Source organism: Acinetobacter sp. WCHAc060042 (genome assembly GCF_003231195.1).
Classification (GTDB): domain Bacteria; phylum Pseudomonadota; class Gammaproteobacteria; order Pseudomonadales; family Moraxellaceae; genus Acinetobacter.
The window spans coordinates 95,228-118,441 of record NZ_QKVN01000001.1 but is presented as its reverse complement, the minus strand read 5'-3'; the positions used below and the strand labels follow the sequence as shown (position 1 = coordinate 118,441).

Annotated in this window: 19 protein-coding genes; 12 read left to right on the top strand and 7 right to left on the bottom strand. The window is 42.3% G+C overall.

What is annotated here, in order from left to right; translation table 11 throughout:
- The first annotated feature begins 258 nt into the window (after nucleotides 1-258).
- On the top strand, nucleotides 259-723 hold the full coding sequence (gene ftn / locus DPG01_RS00515; protein WP_004695301.1) for a heteropolymeric bacterioferritin subunit Ftn: 465 nt from the start codon (nucleotides 259-261) through the stop codon (nucleotides 721-723).
- A gap of 97 nt (nucleotides 724-820) precedes the next feature.
- Here the strand turns inward: ftn and DPG01_RS00510 are convergent, their stop codons facing one another.
- Nucleotides 821-1,390, bottom strand: a complete 570-nt coding sequence (locus tag DPG01_RS00510; protein WP_110973846.1) for a peroxiredoxin — start codon at nucleotides 1,388-1,390, stop codon at nucleotides 821-823.
- A 155-nt stretch (nucleotides 1,391-1,545) separates the two neighbouring features.
- Here DPG01_RS00510 and DPG01_RS00505 point away from each other — a divergent pair, with 155 nt between their 5' ends.
- From DPG01_RS00505 to bioD, 5 genes are all read left to right on the top strand, one after another.
- Complete coding sequence (locus tag DPG01_RS00505) at nucleotides 1,546-2,304, top strand: YqiA/YcfP family alpha/beta fold hydrolase (protein ID WP_110973910.1); 759 nt, start codon at nucleotides 1,546-1,548, stop codon at nucleotides 2,302-2,304.
- 93 nt (nucleotides 2,305-2,397) lie between these two features.
- Nucleotides 2,398-3,717, top strand: a complete 1,320-nt coding sequence (bioA, locus tag DPG01_RS00500) for an adenosylmethionine--8-amino-7-oxononanoate transaminase (protein ID WP_110973845.1) — start codon at nucleotides 2,398-2,400, stop codon at nucleotides 3,715-3,717.
- Nucleotides 3,714-4,871 (top strand): 8-amino-7-oxononanoate synthase, encoded by a 1,158-nt coding sequence (locus tag DPG01_RS00495; protein ID WP_110973844.1) that lies wholly within the window; start codon nucleotides 3,714-3,716, stop codon nucleotides 4,869-4,871. The genes bioA and DPG01_RS00495 overlap by 4 nt, the downstream gene beginning before the upstream one ends.
- A gap of 7 nt (nucleotides 4,872-4,878) precedes the next feature.
- Nucleotides 4,879-5,658: a malonyl-ACP O-methyltransferase BioC gene (gene bioC, locus DPG01_RS00490; protein WP_110973843.1), complete on the top strand. Its 780-nt coding sequence runs from the start codon at nucleotides 4,879-4,881 to the stop codon at nucleotides 5,656-5,658.
- A complete protein-coding gene (gene bioD / locus DPG01_RS00485) occupies nucleotides 5,655-6,308 on the top strand; it encodes a dethiobiotin synthase (RefSeq protein WP_110973842.1) in 654 nt (217 codons plus the stop codon). Before bioC ends, bioD begins: the two co-directional genes overlap by 4 nt.
- 62 nt (nucleotides 6,309-6,370) lie before the next feature.
- Here the strand turns inward: bioD and DPG01_RS00480 are convergent, their stop codons facing one another.
- The 5 genes from DPG01_RS00480 to DPG01_RS00460 form a co-directional block, all read right to left on the bottom strand.
- Nucleotides 6,371-6,787 carry an ExbD/TolR family protein gene (locus DPG01_RS00480; protein ID WP_110973841.1) on the bottom strand — a complete coding sequence of 139 codons (417 nt, stop codon included), beginning with the start codon at nucleotides 6,785-6,787 and terminating at the stop codon, nucleotides 6,371-6,373.
- 18 nt (nucleotides 6,788-6,805) lie between these two features.
- Complete coding sequence (locus DPG01_RS00475) at nucleotides 6,806-7,231, bottom strand: ExbD/TolR family protein (protein WP_086208733.1); 426 nt, start codon at nucleotides 7,229-7,231, stop codon at nucleotides 6,806-6,808.
- 17 nt (nucleotides 7,232-7,248) lie between these two features.
- Entirely contained in the window at nucleotides 7,249-8,130 is an 882-nt protein-coding gene (locus DPG01_RS00470) for a MotA/TolQ/ExbB proton channel family protein (protein ID WP_086208732.1), read from the bottom strand.
- Nucleotides 8,131-8,166: 36 nt separating this feature from the next.
- A complete protein-coding gene (locus DPG01_RS00465) occupies nucleotides 8,167-8,865 on the bottom strand; it encodes an energy transducer TonB (RefSeq protein WP_110973840.1) in 699 nt (232 codons plus the stop codon).
- A 140-nt stretch (nucleotides 8,866-9,005) separates the two neighbouring features.
- Nucleotides 9,006-11,690: a TonB-dependent receptor gene (locus DPG01_RS00460; protein WP_110973839.1), complete on the bottom strand. Its 2,685-nt coding sequence runs from the start codon at nucleotides 11,688-11,690 to the stop codon at nucleotides 9,006-9,008.
- Nucleotides 11,691-12,438: 748 nt separating this feature from the next.
- Here DPG01_RS00460 and DPG01_RS00455 point away from each other — a divergent pair.
- Genes DPG01_RS00455 through DPG01_RS00430 form a run of 6 tightly spaced genes read left to right on the top strand, consistent with a single transcriptional unit; the run spans nucleotide 12,439 to nucleotide 21,941 of the window.
- Complete coding sequence (locus tag DPG01_RS00455; RefSeq protein ID WP_110973838.1) at nucleotides 12,439-14,238, top strand: ABC transporter substrate-binding protein; 1,800 nt, start codon at nucleotides 12,439-12,441, stop codon at nucleotides 14,236-14,238.
- A 13-nt stretch (nucleotides 14,239-14,251) separates the two neighbouring features.
- On the top strand, nucleotides 14,252-16,060 hold the full coding sequence (locus DPG01_RS00450) for an ABC transporter substrate-binding protein (protein ID WP_110973837.1): 1,809 nt from the start codon (nucleotides 14,252-14,254) through the stop codon (nucleotides 16,058-16,060).
- Between the two features lie 24 nt (nucleotides 16,061-16,084).
- Entirely contained in the window at nucleotides 16,085-18,100 is a 2,016-nt protein-coding gene (locus tag DPG01_RS00445; RefSeq protein WP_110973836.1) for a M3 family metallopeptidase, read from the top strand.
- 11 nt (nucleotides 18,101-18,111) lie between these two features.
- On the top strand, nucleotides 18,112-19,050 hold the full coding sequence (locus tag DPG01_RS00440; protein ID WP_110973835.1) for an ABC transporter permease: 939 nt from the start codon (nucleotides 18,112-18,114) through the stop codon (nucleotides 19,048-19,050).
- A gap of 7 nt (nucleotides 19,051-19,057) precedes the next feature.
- On the top strand, nucleotides 19,058-20,203 hold the full coding sequence (locus DPG01_RS00435) for an ABC transporter permease (protein WP_110973834.1): 1,146 nt from the start codon (nucleotides 19,058-19,060) through the stop codon (nucleotides 20,201-20,203).
- Between the two features lie 10 nt (nucleotides 20,204-20,213).
- Nucleotides 20,214-21,941 carry an ABC transporter ATP-binding protein gene (locus DPG01_RS00430; protein WP_110973833.1) on the top strand — a complete coding sequence of 576 codons (1,728 nt, stop codon included), beginning with the start codon at nucleotides 20,214-20,216 and terminating at the stop codon, nucleotides 21,939-21,941.
- A gap of 156 nt (nucleotides 21,942-22,097) precedes the next feature.
- On the opposite strand, the gene rluB is transcribed toward DPG01_RS00430, so the two are convergent.
- Complete coding sequence (gene rluB, locus DPG01_RS00425) at nucleotides 22,098-23,204, bottom strand: 23S rRNA pseudouridine(2605) synthase RluB (RefSeq protein WP_086208723.1); 1,107 nt, start codon at nucleotides 23,202-23,204, stop codon at nucleotides 22,098-22,100.
- Between the last annotated feature and the right edge of the window lie 10 nt (nucleotides 23,205-23,214).

The following is a 23,214-nucleotide window of genomic DNA, read 5'->3' as shown; positions in this document are numbered from 1 at the left end:
GTGTTTGATGGTTGAAATAAGAAGCATTTTTAATGGTTACAAAATAAAGCAGAGGACTATTTAAGCTGAAAAAGCCTTTGCAAAAGGGATGAAGTTTTGCAAAGGCTTATTTTATAACTATTATTTTGATAATTCATACTGCAAATGCGTATGTTTCTCATTTTAATTTTATAAAAATCATAAACTTACATAATTAAAATTTTGCAAAGTGAATTAAATGTGTCCATAATGGTTGCATTAAAGATTGGAGATTTTGAAATGCGTGGCAATCCTGAAGTCGTAGACTACTTAAATATGTTGATCGGTGGAGAATTGGCTGCACGCGATCAATATCTGATTCATTCACGTATGTATGAAGATTGGGGCTTAAGCAAAATCTTTGAACGTATTGATCATGAAATGCAAGAAGAAGCACAACATGCGGATGCGATTATTCGCCGGGTTTTGTTTTTGGAAGGCACACCGAATATGCAACGCGATGATGTTGAAATTGGTGAAGATGTGGTTTCATGCTTAAAAGCCGATTTAAAGCTCGAATATCATGTACGTGAAAAATTAGCGCAAGGCGTAAAATTGTGTGAAGAAAAGGGTGATTACATTACCCGTGACATGTTACGTCAACAAATGTCAGATACCGAAGAAGACCATACTTATTGGTTAGAAAAACAATTACGTTTAATCGAGTTGATTGGTCTACAAAACTATATTCAGTCGCAAATGTAAGAGATGCTAGCTACTTTATGTAAAGGTGGCATGTGTATTTACATACTGAGTAATCAAAAAGCCTTCGAATCAATGTTCGAGGGCTTTTTTATATGGGTTATTTTTTAGAGAACTTTTGAATATCTGCCAATACTTGTCCCGCATGGGTTTGGGTATTCACACTACTGTAGTGATAGACCACCGTACCTTGTGGGTCGATCAGAAAGGTTTCACGTTTCGCAATTTTAGCGATACCTAAGTTCCGTACGATGCCGAGCTGATTGGCCAGTTGATGATTGTTATCAGCCAAAATAGGGAAATTCAGCCCTAACTTTTTCGAAAATTTTTGATGTGACTGTACATCATCCAGACTTACGCCTAAAACCACGGCATTATTTTTGCTAAATTGTGGGTAGAGTGCTTTGAACTGATTGGCTTCTTGTGTACAACCTGGTGAGTCATCCTTCGGATAAAAATAGAGAACGACCCACTTGCCTTGATATTGTTTGAGCTCATGCCATTTGGCATTTTGATCTTGTAACTTAAAACTCGGAGCTGGCTTACCCACCCACTGCTTTTGCTCTGATGAAGCGCTTGAAAAAGCCGGTGCTGCATAAGTGGCACTACTGATGGCACAGAAACTACCCAGCGAAATTAAGCTAATCGTTGCCATTTGCATTATTTTCATGATGTAGGCTGTCCTGAAAAGTATTGACTTGATCTTAGCAAATTTTAAGGAGCTAAAGTGCTGATATTCTCAGATCCAACTCTGAACTTCTTCAGCTCGATTTAGTGCTTATTCAAAAGGCTTGCTTTGCAATGGAGTCTGAGGTTTCATACTGTTTGAAATTTACAGTTTTAGAGTCGGCATTGAATCAACGTATTTTACTCATCACAGGCTGGGGTGGTGGGACCAAGTTACTGCAACCTTTGGCTCATGCTTTGCAACACCAAGGGCATACGGTTGAGCTGATCAATATTTTTAATGGATTGGACGCACAGGTGTTGCAGCAACATGCTGAACAAGCCAAAGACTTTGATGTCTTGATCGGTTGGTCTTTGGGGGGGCAACTGGCGACTTTATTGGTTGAGGCTGTGGAAAAGCAGTATCAACAGCAAAAAGTATTAATCACTTTGGCTTCAAATCCGTGCTTTGTGGCGTATGAAAATTGGCAAACTGCAATGAGTCCAGCGACATTTCAAAGTTTTAAACAATCCTTCGAAGCAGATGCGATTGCAACATTAAAGAAATTTGGATTTATGGTGTGCCAAGGGACGGCAACCACCAAGCAAGATTTTTTGCAGTTGCAAAGTTTGATTCAGCCTCAGTCTTTAGATCTATTAAAACAGGGACTCAATTGTTTAGAGTATTTAAATACGGTTGAGATCTTACAAAATTATACGGGGCATCAACTCCATCTGTTGGCTAAACAAGATTTTTTAGTTAGCTACAAAGTTTTGGATAATTTAAAAGCTTTAGGTGCAAATTTTTTAGATGCGATGCTTTTAATGGGTTCACATGGACTTCCAGTTTTCCATGCCGATGAAGTAACTGACCAAATCTGCCAATATCTACAAAAATTGGATGAAACAATTCGCTGAGTGGTGAATATCGCAATTTCTTTTTGATGCGCGCAGGTTTAAGATCAGTCAAAATGAAATTTTGCTGTAACTGTAGTCGATATGGAGTTAAGGATGACTAAGATCAATGCCAAATTGGATGCTGAGTTGGATGACTTAGCATTTGATCGAGAACATATTTGGCACCCTTATACTTCGATGACCAATCCGCTTCCCACCTTTAAAGTCAAAAAAGCCTTCGCTTCAACCATTGAACTAGAGGATGGTCGTCAGTTGATTGATGGCATGTCTTCGTGGTGGTGTACCATACATGGCTATAATCATCCTGAACTGAATCAGGCTGTGACGGATCAACTGCAAAACATGTCGCATATTATGTTTGGTGGTTTTAGTCATGATCCCGCCATTCAACTGGGCAAATTACTGTTGCAAATTACCCCGCCAAGTTTAGATAAAATTTTCTATGCAGACTCAGGTTCTGTTGCAGTTGAAGTGGCGTTAAAGATGGCAGTTCAGTATTGGACGTCGCTTGGGAAACAAGGCAAAACCAATTTTGTCACCCCGCGTTCGGGCTACCACGGTGATACATGGAATGCGATGTCGGTCTGTGACCCTGTCACAGGGATGCATCAAATTTTTGGCTCAAGCTTACCCAACCGTATTTTTGTTCCTGCACCGCAAGTTGCCTTTGATGCAACGTGGGATCAAGAGGACATTCGGGAACTTGAAAATACCTTAGCAACACAGCATGAAAGTATCGCCGCGCTGATTATTGAGCCGATTGTTCAGGGTGCAGGCGGGATGCGTTTTTATCATCCTGAGTATTTACGACAGGCCAAATTGCTCTGCGAAAAATACGATGTTTTACTGATTTTTGATGAAATTGCGACGGGTTTTGGACGCACAGGGAAGCTCTTTGCTTGGGAGCATGCACAGGTCGAACCTGACATTATGTGTATGGGTAAAGGTTTGACAGGCGGTTATATGACTTTGTCTGCAACCTTAACCACAAAGCATATTGCTGAAACCATTAGTCGAGGCGAAGCGGGTGTGTTTATGCACGGCCCAACGTTTATGGCCAATCCCTTGGCGTGTGCGGTGGCGGCGAAAAGTACAGAACTCCTCATCTCACAAGATTGGCAAAGCAATATTCAACGCATCGAAACACAACTTCGTACCGCTTTGACCCCGTTGCAGTCACTTGAATATGTCCATGACGTTCGTGTACTGGGGGCCATCGGTGTGGTTGAGCTGACCTTTAATGTGGATATGAAGACCTTGCAACAGGAGTTTGTCCGCCGGGGTATTTGGGTACGGCCGTTTGGAAAACTGGTTTACGTGATGCCCCCTTATGTAATTACCCCACAAGAACTCAGAACCTTACTTGAGCAACTGGTTGAAGTGGTCATGCAGATGCAGGAGCCTGTTGTATGAAGCATACAGAACATTTTGCAGCACAACTGGATGTGCTTAAACAGCAAGGCAATTTGCGTCAGTTTACGCCCAATGTGCAGCAGGGACGGATGATTCGAATCCATGATCATGAGATGTTAAATTTGGCATCGAATGATTATCTAGGATTGGCCGCAAATATCGAATTACGAGAGCAGTTTTTCGATGAAACACCGAATGCTCAGCGCTGGATGAGTTCTGCTTCTTCACGTTTATTGACGGGTAATTTTCCTGAATATGAACAGTTCGAGGCCAGCCTAAGTCAGGCTTTTCATGGTCGAGCGGCTTTGGTATTCAACAGCGGCTATCACATGAATATTGGTATTTTACCTGCATTAGCAGATAGTAAAACCCTAATTCTGGCTGATAAATTAATCCATGCCAGCATGATTGATGGCATTCGTTTATCGACAGCGAAGCTGGTACGTTATCGCCATAATGACTTGGCGCATTTAACCCAACTTTTACAGAAGTATCATGCCGATGATGCTTTTGAGCGAATCATTGTTGTGACCGAGTCCATTTTTAGTATGGATGGTGATGAAACCGATTTGGCTGAACTGGTCCGCATCAAAAAACAGTTTGAAAAAGTCATGCTCTATGTCGATGAAGCACATGGTATTGGTGTGCGTGGTGAGCAAGGTTTGGGTTGTGCCGAGCAATACCAAGTGATTGATGAGATCGACTTTTTAGTTGGTGCTTTGGGTAAGGCTATGGCTTCAATTGGTGGTTATCTGATTTGTCATCCTGTAATTCGAGACTATCTCATCAATACTATGCGCCCACTGATTTTTAGTACGGCACAACCGCCAATCTGCATGGCGTGGAGTAACTTTATCTTGCAACAAGTTTTGCAGTTAAATAATTCACGTCAGCATTTACACAGTATCAGTCAGCGTTTACAGCAAGCAGTTCAGGCCAAAGGTTTTGCTTGTCCTTCAACGTCTCAAATTGTCCCTGTGATCATCGGTGATTCGAGCAAAACAGTGGAGAAGGCGAAAGCTTTGCAACAAGCAGGCTTTTATATTATGCCCGTACGACCACCGACAGTGCCGCAGCATAGTTCTAGGCTGCGTATATCCTTGACCGCTCAAGTTCGCCATACTGATTTAGATCAGTTGATTCAGTTGTTGTGAGTGAGTCGTGAAAAATTCAGAGATTGACAAATCCCAAGTCGCATTGCGCTTTGCTCAGGCAGGGCAAAGTTACACTGAGCATGCGATTGTGCAAAAGCAAATTGCACGACGGCTTTTTAATTTAATCCAACATTATGCCGCTAAAACGCAATTTGAGCGGGTGTTTGAAATTGGTTGTGGTTCAGGTAATTTAAGCCATTTATTGCTGAAAGATTTCCAAATTTCACACTATCTACTGAATGATTTATATCCAGAGGTACAACAACACTTTCAGGGCTATTCAAATATAGACTGGTTGTTCGGTGATATTGAACAGCTTGTTTTTCCAGCGCATTTAGACCTGATTGTATCGACCTCTGCGCTGCAGTGGATGACGGATCTTGCTGCTGTTTTCCAGAAAGCGAATGACAGTCTGCTTGCACAAGGGCTGTTTTGTTTTTCCACCTTTGGCGAGCGGAATTTGCAAGAGATTAAGACCTTAACGGGGCAAGGTTTAGCTTATGTAAACCTCGACCAACTACGGGAAAAATTACAAAACCAAGGTTTTGACGTTCTGCATTTGTCTGAACAGGTTGAGTACTTAGACTTTGCGACACCGAAACAGGTGCTGCAACATTTAAAAGCCACAGGTGTCACGGCAACGGCATCTAGCTTTCGTTGGACCAAGCACTCGCTCGAACGCTTTTATCAAGATTATCAACAATTTTCACAACTTGATACATCAGGTCAGATACATTATCGCCTGAGTTATCACCCTATTTATTGTATTGCACGGAGAATGCCATGACTGGATCAGTTTACTTTATCAGTGGAATCGATACAGGCATTGGGAAAACCTATACCACGGGCTATTTAGCCAAGCTTTGGAATGAGCAAGGCCAAAAAACCATTACTCAAAAGTTAGTACAAACGGGCAATGTTGATGTTTCTGAAGACATTGAACAGCACCGTAAAATTATGGGTATGGGCTGGTTTCCTGAAGATGACAGTAGGCTGACCATGCCTGAAATTTTTAGTTATCCTGCATCGCCACATTTGGCGACTAAAATTGATGGTCGTGAGATTGATTTTGCAAAAATCGAGCGTGCTACTCAGCAGTTGGCTGAAAAGTATGAGGCGGTGTTATTAGAAGGTGCGGGTGGTTTGATGGTGCCTTTAACCACAGATTTGCTCAGCATTGACTATATTGCAGCCCAGCAACTGCCTGTAATTTTGGTCAGTTCGGGACGTTTGGGTAGTATTAATCATACTCTTTTAAGTTTAGAGGCACTGAAAAGTCGTGGTTTAGAGCTTTACGCTTTAGCCTATAACTTAAATGATGAATCTCAAGATGAGCTCATTTCTAAAGATACAGCGACCTATTTAAAAGCTTATTTGGCAACACATTTTCCGCAAGCGTTGTGGATGGATATCCCTGTGTTAAAGTCATCTATATAGTCATAAAAAATAAAAAACCGCTGACCTTAAACGTGGTCAGCGGTTTTTTATGATGCTTTTATTTATTGATTACTTACAACTCCAATTTTTTTCACATCAAGGCGTTGAGCTGCCGCCATAACCATCGCAATGTATTTGTATTCCGTTGCGCGATCAGCTTTTAGCTTAATTTGGTCTTGATCTGTTTTATGTGCGACCGTTTGTAGTAGTGTTTCTAAGGCTTGCTTCGACTCAACAGGTTGTTCATTCCAAAACATTTTGCCTTGAGCATCTAGACGTAATTCTACAATCTCAGGTGGTTTTTCCTGAGTCGGTGGTGGCGTACCATTGGGTAGATTGATATTAATGGCATTGTTTGGTAGTGGGATTGTGATAATGAACATAATCAACAACACCAACATGACATCAATCAGGGGAGTCATGTTGACATCGAGCATCACATCTTCATCATCTTGATTGGAACCAACATTCATACCCATAGCTGAATCCTTCTTTGATTAAGGTGAAGAGGGCGGTGTGGTGACAAAGGCGATTTTGCCAATACCCGCTTGTTGTGTGGTTGTAATGACTTGGTCAATCGCATCGTATGGCGTCAGTTGATCACCACGAATGTGAACATCAGGTTGCGGTCTTTTTTGTGCCTCCGCCTGTAACCGAGAGAGTAGAGTTGCTTTATCTGCTATGTAGTTTTCATTCCAAAAAATATCCCCATTTTTGTTCACAGCAAGTTGAATATTTTCAGGTTTGGTTTCATAGGGCACATTCTTTTCTTCAGGCAAATTGACTGGTACGGTATGAATCGCAACAGGTACAGTGATGAGGAAAATAATCAGTAAAACCAACATAATATCAACCAATGGTGTGGTATTAATGGTTCCGATTACATCATCATCGCTGTCATTTGAATTAACCGTCATTCCCATGGTTGATTCCTCATTTTTTATTTCATATCACGGTTAATCGGGTTATTAGTACTGATTTCACCACTTAATAGCACTGCATGTAAATCTGAACCAAAGGTACGAACTTCTTCCATTACAGCTTTATTACGACGGGTTAACCAGTTGTAGCCAAGCACAGCGGGAACCGCTACAGCTAAACCAATTGCAGTCATAATTAAAGCTTCACCTACAGGACCTGCAACTTTATCAATAGAGGCTTGACCTGATACGCCAATGGCCGTTAACGCATGATAAATGCCCCAAACCGTACCAAATAAACCTACGAAAGGTGCGGTTGAGCCTACGGTTGCAAGAAATGCCAGTCCGCCACTTAAATGGCTTTGAATTTTGTCGATAGCGCGTTGAATTGAGATGGTGACCCATGTATTAAAGTCGATCCGTTCTAATAACGTGCCTCCGTGGTTTTTTGTCGACTTAATACCTTTCTCTGCAATAAAGCGATACACGCTTGCATCGTCTAAACCTTCAGTTGCACTGTCTAAAGACGTGGCTTCCCAGAAGTTTTTTTCAGCATGCTGGCCTTGTTTACGAATTTTTCCTTGTTGTAAGCATTTGGTGATGATGATGTACCATGTACCAATCGACATAATCACCAAAATAAAAAGGGTCACTTTTGCAACGAGATCCCCTTCTTTCCACATGGCCTCTAAGCCATAAGGGTTATGTGTTTTTTCTACAGTTGAAGATGCTTGTTCAGGTAGTGGTGGGGGAACATGAACAGCAGCTTTATCAATGTTGGCAATTTCTGTTGTAACTGCTGTTGCTTGTGCTTTAGTTTCTTCGGCAAATGTTGTTTGTAACGGAAGTAATGCACTCATTCCAAGCAAGCTTGCTGCGGTAAAATTCTTTAAATTTTTCATTGTGTAACTCCTTATTTCATCTAGATTTTCTTTCAATTATTCGAGGACAAACTCGTATGGAATGTCGAACCAAGCACTTTGTGGTACGCCATCTTTCATTGCGGGTTTAAATGTGCATAAGCTATACGCTTTCGTTGCAGCACGGTCTAAAGTACGGTCACCTGTTGAACGCTTCACTTTGACTTCTTGCGCCTTACCATTGGTATCGACAAAGACCGAAATCAGGACGGTGCCAGAAATGCCACTCATCTCTGCTTCGCGTGGATAGCTTGGAGCTTTGCATCCAGCTTCTCCTTCCGATACTCCACGTGTAACTCCTGCAGGTTTCGGTGTTGGAGTAGGTGCAACGGCTACTGGTGCGGGTGCGGATTCTGGGCTAGGAGACGGGGATACAGCAGTTGGAGTGGGTGTGCTTACAGTCGGTTTAGACACTGGTGTAGAAACTGTTTTTTGTACAGGCACGACTTTTTCAACTGGTTTTGGATCAGGCTGCTGCGCTACTTTTTCCACCATTTTAGGGGGCTCTGGCGGAATTTCTTTAGGTGGCTCTGGCTCAGGTGGCTTGATGTCTTGCAGAATGACTAATTCAACAGGTGCTGTTGAGGGTTTGATGATGTCTTTTGCTAAGCCTGCCATTAGCACTAAGCCAACAAGGATATGTAAGAAAATTACGACGCCAATACCAGTCAGTTTCTTGGCGGAGTTTTTTTCTAAATCTTCAAACTTTGTGCCCATAGTTACTCCTGAAATTCGAGCTAAATTTGCTGTTTAAATCGTGAACATCACGTTGAAAAGAGCAGTCTGTGTTTAGCCAAAATTGAGAATGAGAAAACATCACCACAGATTGAGTGTTTCAACCTGTGGTGTATGTCTGATTAGAACTTGTACGTACCTCTTAAGTAGAAAGTACGTCCTGTCGGATCGCTGTAACGAGGGTCATAGCCGTATTGGAAGTTATCTAGAACGTTAGATGCTGCAGGCTCTTCATCAAATAAGTTTTTAATTCCACCTGTAAGCTCTAAGTTTTTGAAACCTTTATAGGTGCCTGCAATGTTGTAGAGGGTATAGTCTGAAACTTTGTGGTTATCATAGCCTTCTTCGCCTGTTGCATTCTGGTCATGGTAACCGCGGAAGAATTGTTGTTCAAAGACCAGTTTCCAGTCTTCATAGCTCCAGTTAATGTTTGCTGTGTGTTTCCAACGCAGTACAGCAGGGTCATCATACGTTCCGACTTTGCCTTCCCATGCACCACCTTTTTCTTCTTGTTTGTCATATTTGATGATATATGTACCATCAATCCCGAAACCAAACCGTCCTGTAGCTGTCATAGGTGTAAGGTAGTTTAAGGAAAGATCGACACCTTCTGTTTTGATCCCCCCCATATTTACCAGTGTTGTATTAACATATTGGATACGACCTTCTGAATCACGAACAAAACGATCTGCGTACTTTGTTGGATTTTGGAAAATCATGGCATCACTAATGGTGTCAATTAAGCCATCAATTTCGATATTGTAATAGTCAGCTGTAAAGACAAGGTTTTTGATTGGTTCAAAAACGAAACCTGCTGTTATTGTGGTTGATTCTTCGGGTTGTAAGTCTGCTGATCCGCCTTGCATGCGCTTAAATTGAGTATTACATTCTGTTTTGTATTGCGTTGGCGTTGAGTCGATACCATTTGGGCAAAGTACAGGGTCATTGTATTTAGCACCTGTGTAGGTTTGGCTTTGTGGTGCATTAATTTCATATAAGCTTGGCGCGCGGAAGCCTGTACTGTAGGTGCTTCGGAACATTAATTGTTTTAATGGTTCCCAACGTAAACCTACTTTTGGATTGAAGGTGTCGCCAAAGTCGCTGTAGTCATCGTAACGGGCAGCAAGTTGCGCTTCTAAGGTGGAAGTAATGGGAATTTGTAGTTCAGAGAAAACAGCTGTAATGTCACGATCACCTTTACTGACGGGTTTATCTGGGTCAATACCACTGCCTGGGACTAGTCGTACAAGATCTGAGTTTACAGTCGCTTCCCAATCTTGAGTGGTAAAGCTCCCTCCAAAGGCAAAGCCGACATCACCTGCAGGAAGGGTGAAAATAGGACGGCTGATCGTAAAGTCAAATGTAGTTGAATCTAAAGTTGCCTCATTGGTCGTACCGCTGACTTCTAATGAACTCCAAGCATTTGCATCTGCCGAAGCACCAAAGGGATTAATGGTGCCGTTGTCCAGACCCTCTTGAAGTTTGTTTCTATTTAAGTAGCCACTTACAAAACTATCACTTGCTTTACCGTGAGCATAGGTCACACCGCTGTCGATGTTCCAGCCATAAGCTTCGCCTTCAATACCCGCAAAAATACGATGCGATTCATTGGTTGACTTAGAAACACGATTACCTGCTTGTGAGCGGAGGTAGAGTTGTAACGGATCACCACTTAAGCCATTAACCGCAGGAGTAATACCTTCTCCTGGGTAGTATTGGCTACTTTTCGGAATAGTTACAGATCGGCTATACACATCGGGTGCAATCGAAGTTGTGACTTCATTTTTTGCATATACATATTCTGCAATCGCGTTGAATTGATCACTCAACTTAAATGTCGCTCGTCCAAGCGCAGATAGGTCTTCTGTTTCTGGTTGAATTGCAATCAGGGCTTGGGTGTTTAAAAAGCATAAGCCACCATCTGCAACGACATTGGGTGTGTTATTACAGTTGGCATTGCCATAAGGATTGGCTTGTATGCTACTGGTTGGGTCATAAAAGTTGGCTGGAAAGCCGTTAGCAGAGCTCCCATCAATCCCTAGTTCTGGTAAAAGTCCTCCACGGCGACTGACTTTTCGGTCTTTGGCCATAATTTCTTTAGACTTCTGGTAACTGACAGCGCCATAAACGTTAAAGCCTTGTTCATCTAAATCGCCATAGCCACCAAAGATAGAGACATCGTATTCTTCTCCGCCTTTTTCTTCTGGCTTAAGTGCGCCACCACTGATACCAAAGCCTTCATATTGTTTTTTTGTGATGAAGTTAATCACCCCTGCAATTGCATCTGCACCATAGACCGCAGAGGCACCATCGCGAAGGACTTCAATTCGCTCTACCATTGCCAGTGGAATGGTATTTAAGTTGGTTTCGGATGTACTAAATGGGCTATAGGCTAAGCGACGACCATTTAACAAGACTAAAGTTTTGTCTGAGCCTAGACCACGTAAATTTGCAGTTGAGCCAGAAGTATTACTTGCACCTACGTTTTGAGCCGTACTGTAACCGGCTTGGTTTGCACTAATTTTGGTTAATGCTTCTTCGGCTGTTGTAACACCTTGTTGAGCAAGTTCTTCAACTTTAATGACGGTAATGGGTGAAGAACTTTGAGCTGCGACCCCTTTGATAGAGGAACCTGTGACAGTCACTTTGGCAACTTTTTTAGTTGGTTCTGCTGAGACTGAGCTTTCTGTTTCTTCTGCATGAGCTAAAGACAAACACATCATACTTAAAGTTAGGGTACTTAGTTTAAGTATTGATTTGCTGATGGTTGGGGTCCCCATAGATCGAACAAGTTTGTTTTTTTGCATCGTAAATTCAACCCTTCTTTTTCTATATTTAGCGGTATTGCTGTGCAGGGGGATTGCAAGGCAAATGCCAACTTTTTGTGATATGCAAAAGACTGTGAATTAAGTTATTGGAATATATTGTTTTATTTTATGTTTTGTTATCTTTTATGTAATTTTTCTCCATATTTTGATTAATTGTGGATTTTAAATGGCAAAAAATTACTTATAAATAGATTAAAAAATAGTCATAAAATGATTATTCATATAATAAATGATCTAAAATGAGTCGTCTTTTTTTGAATTTTTAATAAATAATTCAAAAAATAATCCTATCGCGTATTTTATTTTAAGTAAATTAAAACAGTGTCTTATGTATAAAAATAGGCTTTTTATTCTAACTTGTAATGTTCATATTTGAATCATTGGTGTATTAAATCTGTGCAACAGTTTATGTAAAGTGAATATTTAAAAATGGCTACTAATTGGCAAAATGTATCTTGGTGTTTTTGGCGCAATTTTTATAACTAATTAATAAGCATGTATTTTTCCTGCAAAATGTTAAATTAGAATCATAAAAAAATAAGCGTGGCATGATATTCGCTTTATCGCTGTGGTGAATAGATGTCCATGGTTGTTTTTTATTTTTAAAAACTAAAATTTAATTTATAAAACATGGGCTTGTGTTTATTTTTTTTGTTGGTGTGATGTTGGGAGAAAGAACACTGACAAATTGACCATGCTTTGCATGAGATAACATGGCTTAAAAAATATGTGTATAGGTACGGACTTGAATTCAAAAAATTTTAAGGTTGCTGCTTTATCCCTTGTGATAGGTTTCGGTGTTTCCGCTTATGCAAAGTCACCTGCGGATCCAAATAAAATATTAAATATTGCCTATGAAGCCCCCGATGATGGTTTTGATACGGTTAAAACTTATAATTTCTATAGTGGTAGTATTGCCCAAGCCATTTTTGAACCGCTTTTAAAATACGATTATTTGGCGCGTCCTGCTCAATTGGTTCCAAATACCGCAGTGTCGATGCCAAAAATTGAGCAAGAGGGCAAAGTCTATACCTTTAAAATTCAGCCCAAGATTTATTTCAGTGATGACACGGCATTCAAAGCAAAGCCCCGGGAATTGGTTGCGCAGGATTATATTTATTCCATGATGCGGATTATGGACCCGAAAAATCGCTCGCCGACTTATTCATTTATTGAAGGCAAGATTGTCGGTGGAGATGCTGCTGTTGCCCAAGCCAAGAAAACAGGTCAGTTTAATTATGATGCTACAATTTCTGGCCTAAAGGCGATTGATAAATACACACTACAAATCACATTAACCCGTCCAGACTATAACTTTCCCTATATCTTGGCTTATGCCACATTTGGCGGAACAGCAAGGGAAGTAGTGGAGTTTTATGGGGATCGAATTGCGCAGCATCCAGTGGGGACAGGACCTTATCAGTTGAGTAAATATGTACCGCGGAGTCGTATTGAGCTGGTGGCTAACCCGAAATACCGTGGTTTTATTTGGAACTTTAAACCTACAGGTTCGAGTTGGGACAAGCGTCTGGCCAAAGAGATGCAAGGCAAAAAAATGCCGCAAATTGGTAAAGTCAATGTCAGTATTATTGAAGAAGAGCAGTCACGTTGGCTTGCATTTAAATCGGGACAACTCGACTTTGATAAACTCACGTCCAATGCGGTGCCGCAAGCCTTGAATGGTAAGCAACTCAAACCTGAACTGGTCAAGCAGGGCATTCAGCATTTCCCCAATAAAGACGCTGAAATCACCTACACCATGTTTAATATGCAAGATCCTACAGTTGGTGGTTTTGGGCTTGAAAAAGTTGCATTAAGACGCGCGATTAGTTTGGCCTATAACCAAGCAGAAGCCATTAAACAACTGTATAAAGGGCAGGCAGTGAAGTCTGAAATGTTGGTGCCTGAGGGGGTACAAGGTTTTAATCCCAACTATCGTAGCAGCGTGGCTTATAACCCGCTCTTGGCGAATAAATTACTGGATCGTTTCGGTTATAAAAAAGCTGCAGATGGCTATCGCAGCCTACCCAATGGTCAACCTCTAACGCTCAAGTTTATGACCGAAAATAGTTCCAGTTCCGTGATTCAGTCTGAACTGTGGAAGAAAAATTTAGATGCCATTGGTATCCGTGCTGATTTTATCGTGAGTAATTTTGCCGATAACTTAAAAGCTGCGATGCAATGTAAATATATGGTTTGGGGTGGGGCTTGGATTGCGGATTATCCTGAAGGGGAAAACTTTGCCCAACTGCTGTATGGACCCAATTCGGCGCAGGGCAATCTCAGTTGCTACCAATCCAAAGCCTATGATGCACTTTATACACAGGCGATGACCTTGCCACCATCTCAGCGACAACCATTTTATGAAAAACTCAGTCGCCAAATTGAAGCGGATAATCCATGGATTATTCATAACAGTCGCATTCGAAATTGGTTGTTACATCCACAAGTTCAGGGGTTTAAAGCCCATCCGATGATGAATACTAACTGGCAATATCTTGATATTCAGCCCATAAAAAATAATTGAGATATCGAACACAATGAAAAATCTAAATCAGAAATTTAAACGATGGGGGCTGAGCATTCTGGCAGGCAGCATTCTGCTGAGTAGTTCAGTTTCCAGTTTTGCACAAAGTCCTGCCGACCCGAAAAAAGTTTTACGTTATGTTTTTCCTGTAGCTGAAACAGGCTTTGACCCTGCGGGCGTGCATGACTTGTACTCGGCCCATGTCAACGGTTCGATTTTTGAAACTTTATTTACTTACGATTATTTGGCCTCACCTGCGAAATTGGTACCACGAACAGCTGTGGCTTTACCTGAGGTGAGTGCAGATGGATTGACCTATACCATTCGTTTGCAAAAGGGGATTTATTTTGCTGCTGACCCCGTGTTTAAAGGTAAAAAGCGTGAGCTGACTTCGGCCGATTATGTATATACCTTTAAGCGTTTACTGGATCCGAGCTTGCGTTCACCCAACAGTTGGTTGCTTGATGGGCGAATCTTAGGGATGGAGGCTTTGCTGAAACAAGCACAGAAAACAGGGAAATTCAATTACGACCAACCTATCGCAGGCTTACAAACACCAGACCGTTATACCTTGGTCATTCGTCTGACCAGCCCCGATCAGAACTTTCCGATGCTGCTTGCGCATCAGCCAGCAGGTGCAGTTGCACGGGAAGTCATCGAAAAATATCGTGACAAAGCGGGTTTTGTGATGGGGCATCCAATAGGCACAGGGCCATATATGCTCAGCCGTTGGACACCAGGTTCGCGGATTATTTTAAAGGCCAATCCTGATTTCCGAAGTTTTGTTTGGAACTTTAAGGCCAGTACGCCTGAAGACCAAAAAATCGTCAAAGCCATGCAAGGCAAAAAGATGCCACAAATAGGGGTGATTGATATTCAAGTGATGGAAGAGGGCCAGTCGCGATGGTTGTCATTTATTAAAGATGAAGTAGATTTGTTTGCCCTTGATGGTGAGCTGACAGTTCAGGCCTTACAAGATGGGAAACTAAAACCTGAGTTGGTTAAGAAAGGTGTACAGTTGTCAAGGATCACGGACCCTTCGATTGACTATCATTATTGGAATATGCAAAACCCAGTGGTTGGCGGTTTAAGTAAAGATAAAATTGCCCTGCGCCGTGCTATGGCGATGGCTTTTTCAGCCGATAACTATATCAATATTTTACAAAAAGGTGATGCGCAAAAACTGCAAGCACCGATTCCAAGTGGTGTCATCGGTTACGATCCCAATTATCGAAGTAGCATTCCTTATTCAGTCAAAGCAGCAAATTTATTGTTAGATCGTTATCACTATAAAGTCGCTGCTGATGGTTGGCGTACTCAGCCGAATGGCAAACCTTTGCTGATTGAGATGACACTTTCGGGTAATAATTTACGCAGTCAACAACAGGCCGAGTTTTGGAAAAAAACTTTAGATAGCATCAAAATCAAAATGACCACCAAGTCTCTGCCTTTTGCTGAAGCTTTGAAATTAGAAAAACAATGTAAAACCATGTTTAAGGCATCAGCATGGATAGCAGACTACCCAGATGCAGATAACTTTATGCAGTTGTTTTATGGCAAGAACATCAAAATCACCAACAATGGCTGTGCCAAAATTCCTGAATATGACCGCTTATATGAACAAGCTCAGAAGATGACACCGAGTCCAGAGCGCGATGCGATCTACGCCAAAATGTCACGCCTGCTGGAAGTGTATATGCCTGTGCAGGTGATTGGCGCGCGTTATCGAAATATCTTGGCACAACCGCGTGTGATTGGATTTAAAAAGCATCCCATACTGCCCGCAGAGTGGATGTATATAGATATTGATTTGAAGAAATAGAAATTAAATAAAACTGGAGTCATGATGAAAAAGCAACATTTTAAATTCACCGCATTGTGCATGTTGGGCCTAGGGATGAATCAGATGGCTTTGGCTGAAACAGCACAGCGCCAAACCTTGCCGAGCTTTCAAGCCAAAGATATCCCTGCGCTGTGTAATGCCAAAATTGCGGATGTGAAAAAGCAACTCAAAGCGTTTGAAAATAAGCCCCTTAAAAACGAAACGGCAGCAGCGCCTGTATTGGCTGAATGGGATCGTATTTTTGCATCATTTGAAGATTTTTATGGCCCGATTGGTCTGTATAGCAATGTTGACCCTGATGAGGCACTGCGTAAAGCGGCTGAAGACTGTGAAATTAAAATTAGCCAATTCCAAACTGATGTTTATCAAAATCCAAAGCTATATCAACAAATTAAAAAAGTTAAAATTGCTGATCCAATTGAAGCCAAGTTCCGTGAAGATATTTTGGAAGGTTTTGAAAAAACAGGGATACAGCTTTCAGCAGATAAACAAGCACGCTTAAAAGCGATTTTTGATGAACTGGCAAAAATTGAACAAGAGTATGCACGTAATGTACGTGATAATCCTGAAAAACTCGAATTTAGCCCAGATGAGCTAAAAGGCCTGCCACAAAGTTATATCGACGGCTTAAAGAAAAATGAAAAGGGTAATTATTTACTCGGGTTTGAGTATCCAGACTATCGTCCTTTTATGGAGTTGGCAGATAACGATGACGCACGTAAGCGTTATCAAATTGCATTTACCCGACGTGGCGGTGAGAAAAATCTAGCGCTGCTAAAGCAAGCCATGGACTTACGTTATGAGCTAGCACAACTGTTTGGTAAGTCCAGTTATGCCGAGTGGGTACTACAAAGTCGGATGGCGAAAAACCCTGAAACCGTGAATAAATTCTTGGCAGAGGTGCATGCTACCGTGGCGCCCCTAGAGAAAAAGGAAGTTCAGACTTTACGTGAGTTTAAAGCACAAAGTTTAAATATCCCTATTGAGCAAGCCAGTATTGAGCGTTGGAGCGAAGCATATTGGAGTGAAAAATTACGCAAAGCCAAGTATCAGGTCGACCAAGAGCAGCTACGTCAGTATTTCCCAACTCAAGCTTCTCAAGATTGGCTGTTTGCGATTTCTGAAAACTTGTATGGCATCAAGTTTAAGCCTGCCAAAGTTGAGGTTTGGCAAGATGAAGTGGAATATTACGATGTGACCGATGCCAAGACTGGGCAACTGCTCGGTGGCTTATATATGGATAAATTTCCACGTAAAGGCAAATATGGGCATGCTGCTGTGTGGGGTGTTTATGGTGGTAGTAGCCTAACTGGGCGCAAACCGATTTCAGCACTGGTCACCAACTTTAACCGTAATGGTTTAAATAGCGATGAGTTAGAAACTTTTGTACATGAGTTTGGTCATGCGTTGCATGGCATTTTATCCAACACACGTTTTTCATCTCAGTCCGGAACTTCGGTTGAGCGAGACTTTGTCGAAGCACCTTCACAAATGTATGAGGAATGGGCACGACGCAAAGAGACATTGTCCAAGGTGGCAGATTATTGTAAACCTGACTGCCCACGCGTGGATGATGCATTGATTACTAAGCTCAATGCCGTGCATAGTTATGGGCGTGGTTTGCATTATGCTCGTCAGACTTTGTATGCACAGTATGATATGGCATTACATGGTCGTGATGCGCTAGACGTTCAGCCCTTAAAGGTTTGGGAAAAAATGGAAGGTGCAACGGCTTTGGGTTATGTTCCGACCACTGAGTTTCCGGGGCAGTTTGGTCACATCATGGGCGGTTATCAAGTCGGTTATTACGGTTATATGTGGTCAGAAGTGATGGCGTTGGACATGCTTTCAGCCTTTGGTGATAACTTAAATAACCCTGAAGTGGGTCAGCACTATCGTCAAACCATTTTGTCACAAGGTGGTCAAAAACCTGCCAAAGCATTGGTCAAAGACTTTTTGGGTCGTGAGCCTGATAACAAAGCCTTTTTCGATGAAATTACTGGTCAACGGGTGAAATAAGGGGCATTTTTATGCTGGCATATATTATTCGCCGAATTTGGCAAATGATCCCGACCATGCTTGGGGTGGTGTTGCTGATTTTCTTCTTGTTTAACTGGGTAGGTGGTGACCCTGCCTATATTTTGGCAGGGAAAATGTCGAACCCTGAACAGATTGCAAATATCCGACAGCAGCTTGGGGTCGATCAGCCCTATTATGTGCAACTGTGGATTTTCATTAAGCAGATTTTGACTTTTGATTATGGGCTGAGTTGGAGTACAGGGGAGTCAGTATCGCAAATCATTACGACACGACTCGGGCCTTCGCTGACTTTGCTCATTCCACTGACGATTTTACAGACCATCATTTCTATTGTGTTGGCTTTGGCGGTAGCAGCGGTGCGCGGCAGTTTAACAGATCGTATGGTGATGATGCTGTGTACGATTGGCATGTCGATCAGTATCTTGGTGTATATCATTGTTTTCCAGTATGTCTTTGCCTATCAGTTGAGCTGGTTTCCAGTCCAAGGCTGGAGTGATAGCTTTGGCGAAAACCTGTTTAAATATGCTTTATTGCCTATTCTGATCATGTTGGTGGTCAGCATTGCCCCGACTTTAAGGTTGTATCGTAGTTTTGTTTTGGATGAGGTTAATCAAGACTATGTTCGTACTGCACGTGCCAAAGGGATTGGTGAACGCCGTATTTTAGGTGTGCATGTGCTACGTAATGCCTCAATTCCAATTATTACAGACGTGATGGCAAGTTTGCCTGCTTTGCTGATTGGTGCATTTTTGATTGAGCGTTTCTTTGGTATTCCGGGCATTGGTCGTGAAGTCATTATTGCGGTAGAGCGTAGTGATTTTCCTGTGATTAAAGCCATTACTGTGTACGTTGCCCTTGCAACGATGTTTTTCAACTTGATTGCCGATTTGATTTATAAATGGGTCGATCCTCGCGTACAGTTGAAGTAGGTGAATTATGCTCAGTGTTCTCACTAAAAGAAAACCAGATACTGCTGAACCTGCAACAGCGTCTACAGGGCTATGGCAACTCGCTATGCGCCGATTAAAACGCGATCGCATCGCCATGTTTTCACTTCTGATTGTGTTGTTTTATTTGGTGCTTTTAATTTTGTCATCGACTGGCTTAATTGCAAAAGACTGGAATAAAGAAGTCGCTGTGAGTTATGCACCGCCTACGTTTATCGGGGCAGCTGTAGTGCCACTCCCGCAAAGCGAAGTGCAAAAAGCCGAAGCGGCTGTGCCTGAAAACCCTGTTGATCCTTTGAAAGATGTGATTCGTGAGCTCAATGCAGAAATTGCTGCTGAACAGGGTGTAGGTGGTGCTATTGATTACTATGGGGTTGTTGATCCTTTAGCCGAAGACATGAAAGCGATTGACCAAGCCTTGGATGGGCATTTGTTGGATCAGCAAGCGGAACTCAAGCCAAGCTTGGTTTTAGGTGCCGACAAATGGGGACAGAGTGTTTTATTGAAAACCATTAAAGGTGCAGAAACATCAATTATTGTTGGCTTGGTCGCTGCTTTCCTTGCTGTCGTGATTGGTACCGTTTTAGGTGCCATTTCGGGCTATTTTGGTGGCTGGGTCGATGATGTCTTGAACTGGTTTTATAACATTTTTACCTCGATTCCTTATTTGCTCTTGGTGCTAGCGATTGCCGCAGTACTACAACAAAAAGGCATTTTATCCATTGTTTTGATTTTGGGTTTAACGGGGTGGACGGGGGTATATCGTTTAATTCGTGCTGAATATATGAAGCATACTTCGCGGGAATATGTGCTGGCGGCAAAGGCAATTGGGGTGAGTCATAGCCGGCGTATCTTTGTGCATATATTTCCCAATGTCAGTCATATTGCACTGGTTCAAATGTCAATTTTAGTGGTGGCCTTTATTAAGTCAGAAGTGATTTTGAGCTTCCTTGGTTTTGGTGTCCCAGTTGGTGTGGTGTCATGGGGCAGTATGTTGAATGAAGCGCAAAGTGAGTTGATTTTAGGCAAGTGGTGGCAGTTAGCGGCTGCTTCTGTAGCAATGGCGGTTCTGGTCACTGCATTTTCAATGTTTACCGATGCATTGCGTGATGCATTAGACCCAAAACTGAAATAGGAGCATGAGAATGTCTGAACTCAATGATATGACAGCGCCAGCCTTACTTCAGGTGGAAAACTTGCGTGTCAGCTTTAAAAATGAAGAAAAGCAGTACATTGAAACGGTCAAAGGCATCAGTTTTAGTATTCCAGTGAATACTACTGTGGCTTTGGTTGGGGAGTCAGGGAGTGGGAAGTCGGTCACATCGCTAGCCACCATGGGGCTGTTACCTACAGAAAGCAGTCAAATTGCTTTGGACAGTAAAATTCTGTTTGAGGGGCAAAACCTACTCGATTTACCACGCCGTGAAATGCGGAAAAAGTGTGGTAAAGATATTGCCATGATTTTTCAGGAACCCATGTCATCCTTAAATCCAGTGTTTACGGTGGGTTCACAAATAGCCGAAATTTTGCAGTTGCATTTGGGCATGAGTCGTAAGCAGGCACGTGCACGTGCTTTAGAACTCTTGATAGAAGTTGGAATTCCATCTCCTGAAACCAAGATTGATGCTTATCCGGGACAGTTGTCAGGAGGACAGCAGCAGCGCGTCATGATTGCCATGGCGATTGCCTGTAAACCCAAACTCTTGATTGCCGATGAACCGACGACAGCGTTGGATGTCACTATTCAAAAGCAAATTTTGGAGTTGCTAGAGTCTTTGCGGAAGAAGCACCACATGTCAATGCTGTTTATTACCCATGATTTGGCTTTGGTTGGGGAAATTGCAGATCAGGTAATCGTGATGCGGCATGGTCAAATTCGTGAACAAGGCTGGGTGAAAGATGTGCTTGAACACCCTCAAGATGTCTATACCAAAGCGTTGTTGCACTGTCGCCCACAGCTATCTAAACGACCCATGCGTTTACCGATGATCAGTGACTTTATGCAGCAAAAGGGTGATGACTATATTGAAACGCATACATTAGATGTTGATCAGTTACAACAAAGAACACGAGGTTTAACAGGTCAAGAAGAGATCATTTTAGATGTGCGTGATCTTAAAAAGTCATTCTTTAGTCGAAAAGGATTGTTCGGTAAGGATGAATTTCAAGCGGTCAAAGGTGTTACTTTTCAGTTAGCAAAAGGCAAGACTTTAGGCTTAGTGGGGGAGTCTGGTTCGGGGAAAACCACGATTGGGTTGTTACTCATGCGGTTACAGGAGGCAACAGGTGGTAAAGCTTTGTTTCAAGGACGCGATTTGCTGTCGATGACAGAAAAAGAGTTTGCTCAGTATCAACGCAAGATTCAAATTATTTTCCAAAATCCCTATGCATCACTCAATCCACGCTTTACTGTTGGGCAGATTTTGATGGAACCAATGCAGGTACATGGGATCGGGGCGGATGATATTGAACGCAAACAGATGGCGTTGGATCTGTTGGAGCGCGTGAGCTTACCTGCACAGGCTTTTTATCGTTATCCGCATGAGTTTTCTGGTGGGCAACGTCAGCGTATTGCAATCGCGCGTTGCCTAACTTTAAAACCTGAAATTCTGATTTGTGATGAGTCAGTTTCTGCGTTGGATGTCTCGGTACAAGCCCAAGTATTGAATTTGCTGCAAGACTTACAGGATGAGTTTGGTCTAAGTTATATCTTTATTTCACATGACTTGTCTGTAGTGAAATATATTTCAGATCAAATCATGGTTTTGAATCATGGTGATTTGGTGGAAATAGCCAATTCGGATGATTTGTACCAGTCACCACAGCATGACTATACCAAGCGCTTGCTTAGTGCTATCCCGCAGGGAGTGTAGTGAAGAGGGAGTGGGATAATGAAACGCTCAATAAATTGGGCATTTTTATGAGGGTTTACATCTTTTTCGCACTTCGGAACACAAAGTGATCTTATTGCACCGTAAACACATATAAAAAGAGCCACTCGAAAGTGGCTCAAATTTTGACTTTAGAAATTAAAATTTCTTAAAGCTTTTATTTCCAAAAGGTTTACGAGGTGCATTTTCGTCACGTGTATCACGCTGACCATAGGTGCCTTTGTTGCCAAAGTTGTCTGGACGACTGTCGCGCTGTGCATAGCCTGAGTTTTGACGTGGTTCACGTTGACCATAAGCCGCTTGCGTATTGTCTTGACGGCGCTGGCTGTGACCATTTGGATTTTCACGGCGATCACGGTTGAAGGCAGGCTTCGCTTGTTGTTGGCCTTCATCTTCATTGTCACGGCGCTGCTGACGTAAGAAACCACCACGACGTGCAGCCATTGGTTTTTCTTGCATACGTTCAGTACGACGTTTTGCCATGCCGTATAAGCCAGTGCCTTGACGTGGTTTCAACTCAACCGCTTTGGTTAAGTTGTCGATGTCGTTTTTGTCCAACTCCATCCAACGACCCGTACGTAATTCACGCGGTAAAATAACCGTGCCATAACGTGTACGGAGTAGACGGCTGACTTTTAAACCTTGCGATTCAAAAATACGACGTACTTCGCGGTTACGACCTTCTTTTACCACCACTTGATACCAACGGTTAATCCCTTCACCGCCAATTTCAGAAAATGACTCAAACTTCGCTGGGCCATCATCTAACACCACGCCTTTGAGCATATTGTTCTTAATTTGCGGAGTCACTTCACCCATAACACGTACAGCATACTCACGTTCAACTTCGTTTGATGGGTGCATCAAGCGGTTTGCCAGCTCACCATCATTCGTGAACAATAGTAGACCTGTTGAGTTGATATCCAGACGACCTACCATCACCCAGCGATCATTCGCGATTGCAGGTAATTGATCAAATACTGTTGGACGTGACTCAGGGTCATTGCGTGAACAAATTTCGCCCTCTGGTTTATAGTAAATCAGAACACGACGACGAATCTCGTCTTCAATTTGGAACGATACTTTACGACCATCGATGCGAAGCTCATCACCTGGTTCAATACGTTCGCCTACTTGGGCAACTTGGCCGTTGACACTCACACGACCTGCGGCAATGACTTCTTCCATATAACGGCGAGAACCCAAACCGACTCGTGCGAGTACCTTTTGCAACTTTTCACTCATGACAGCATAA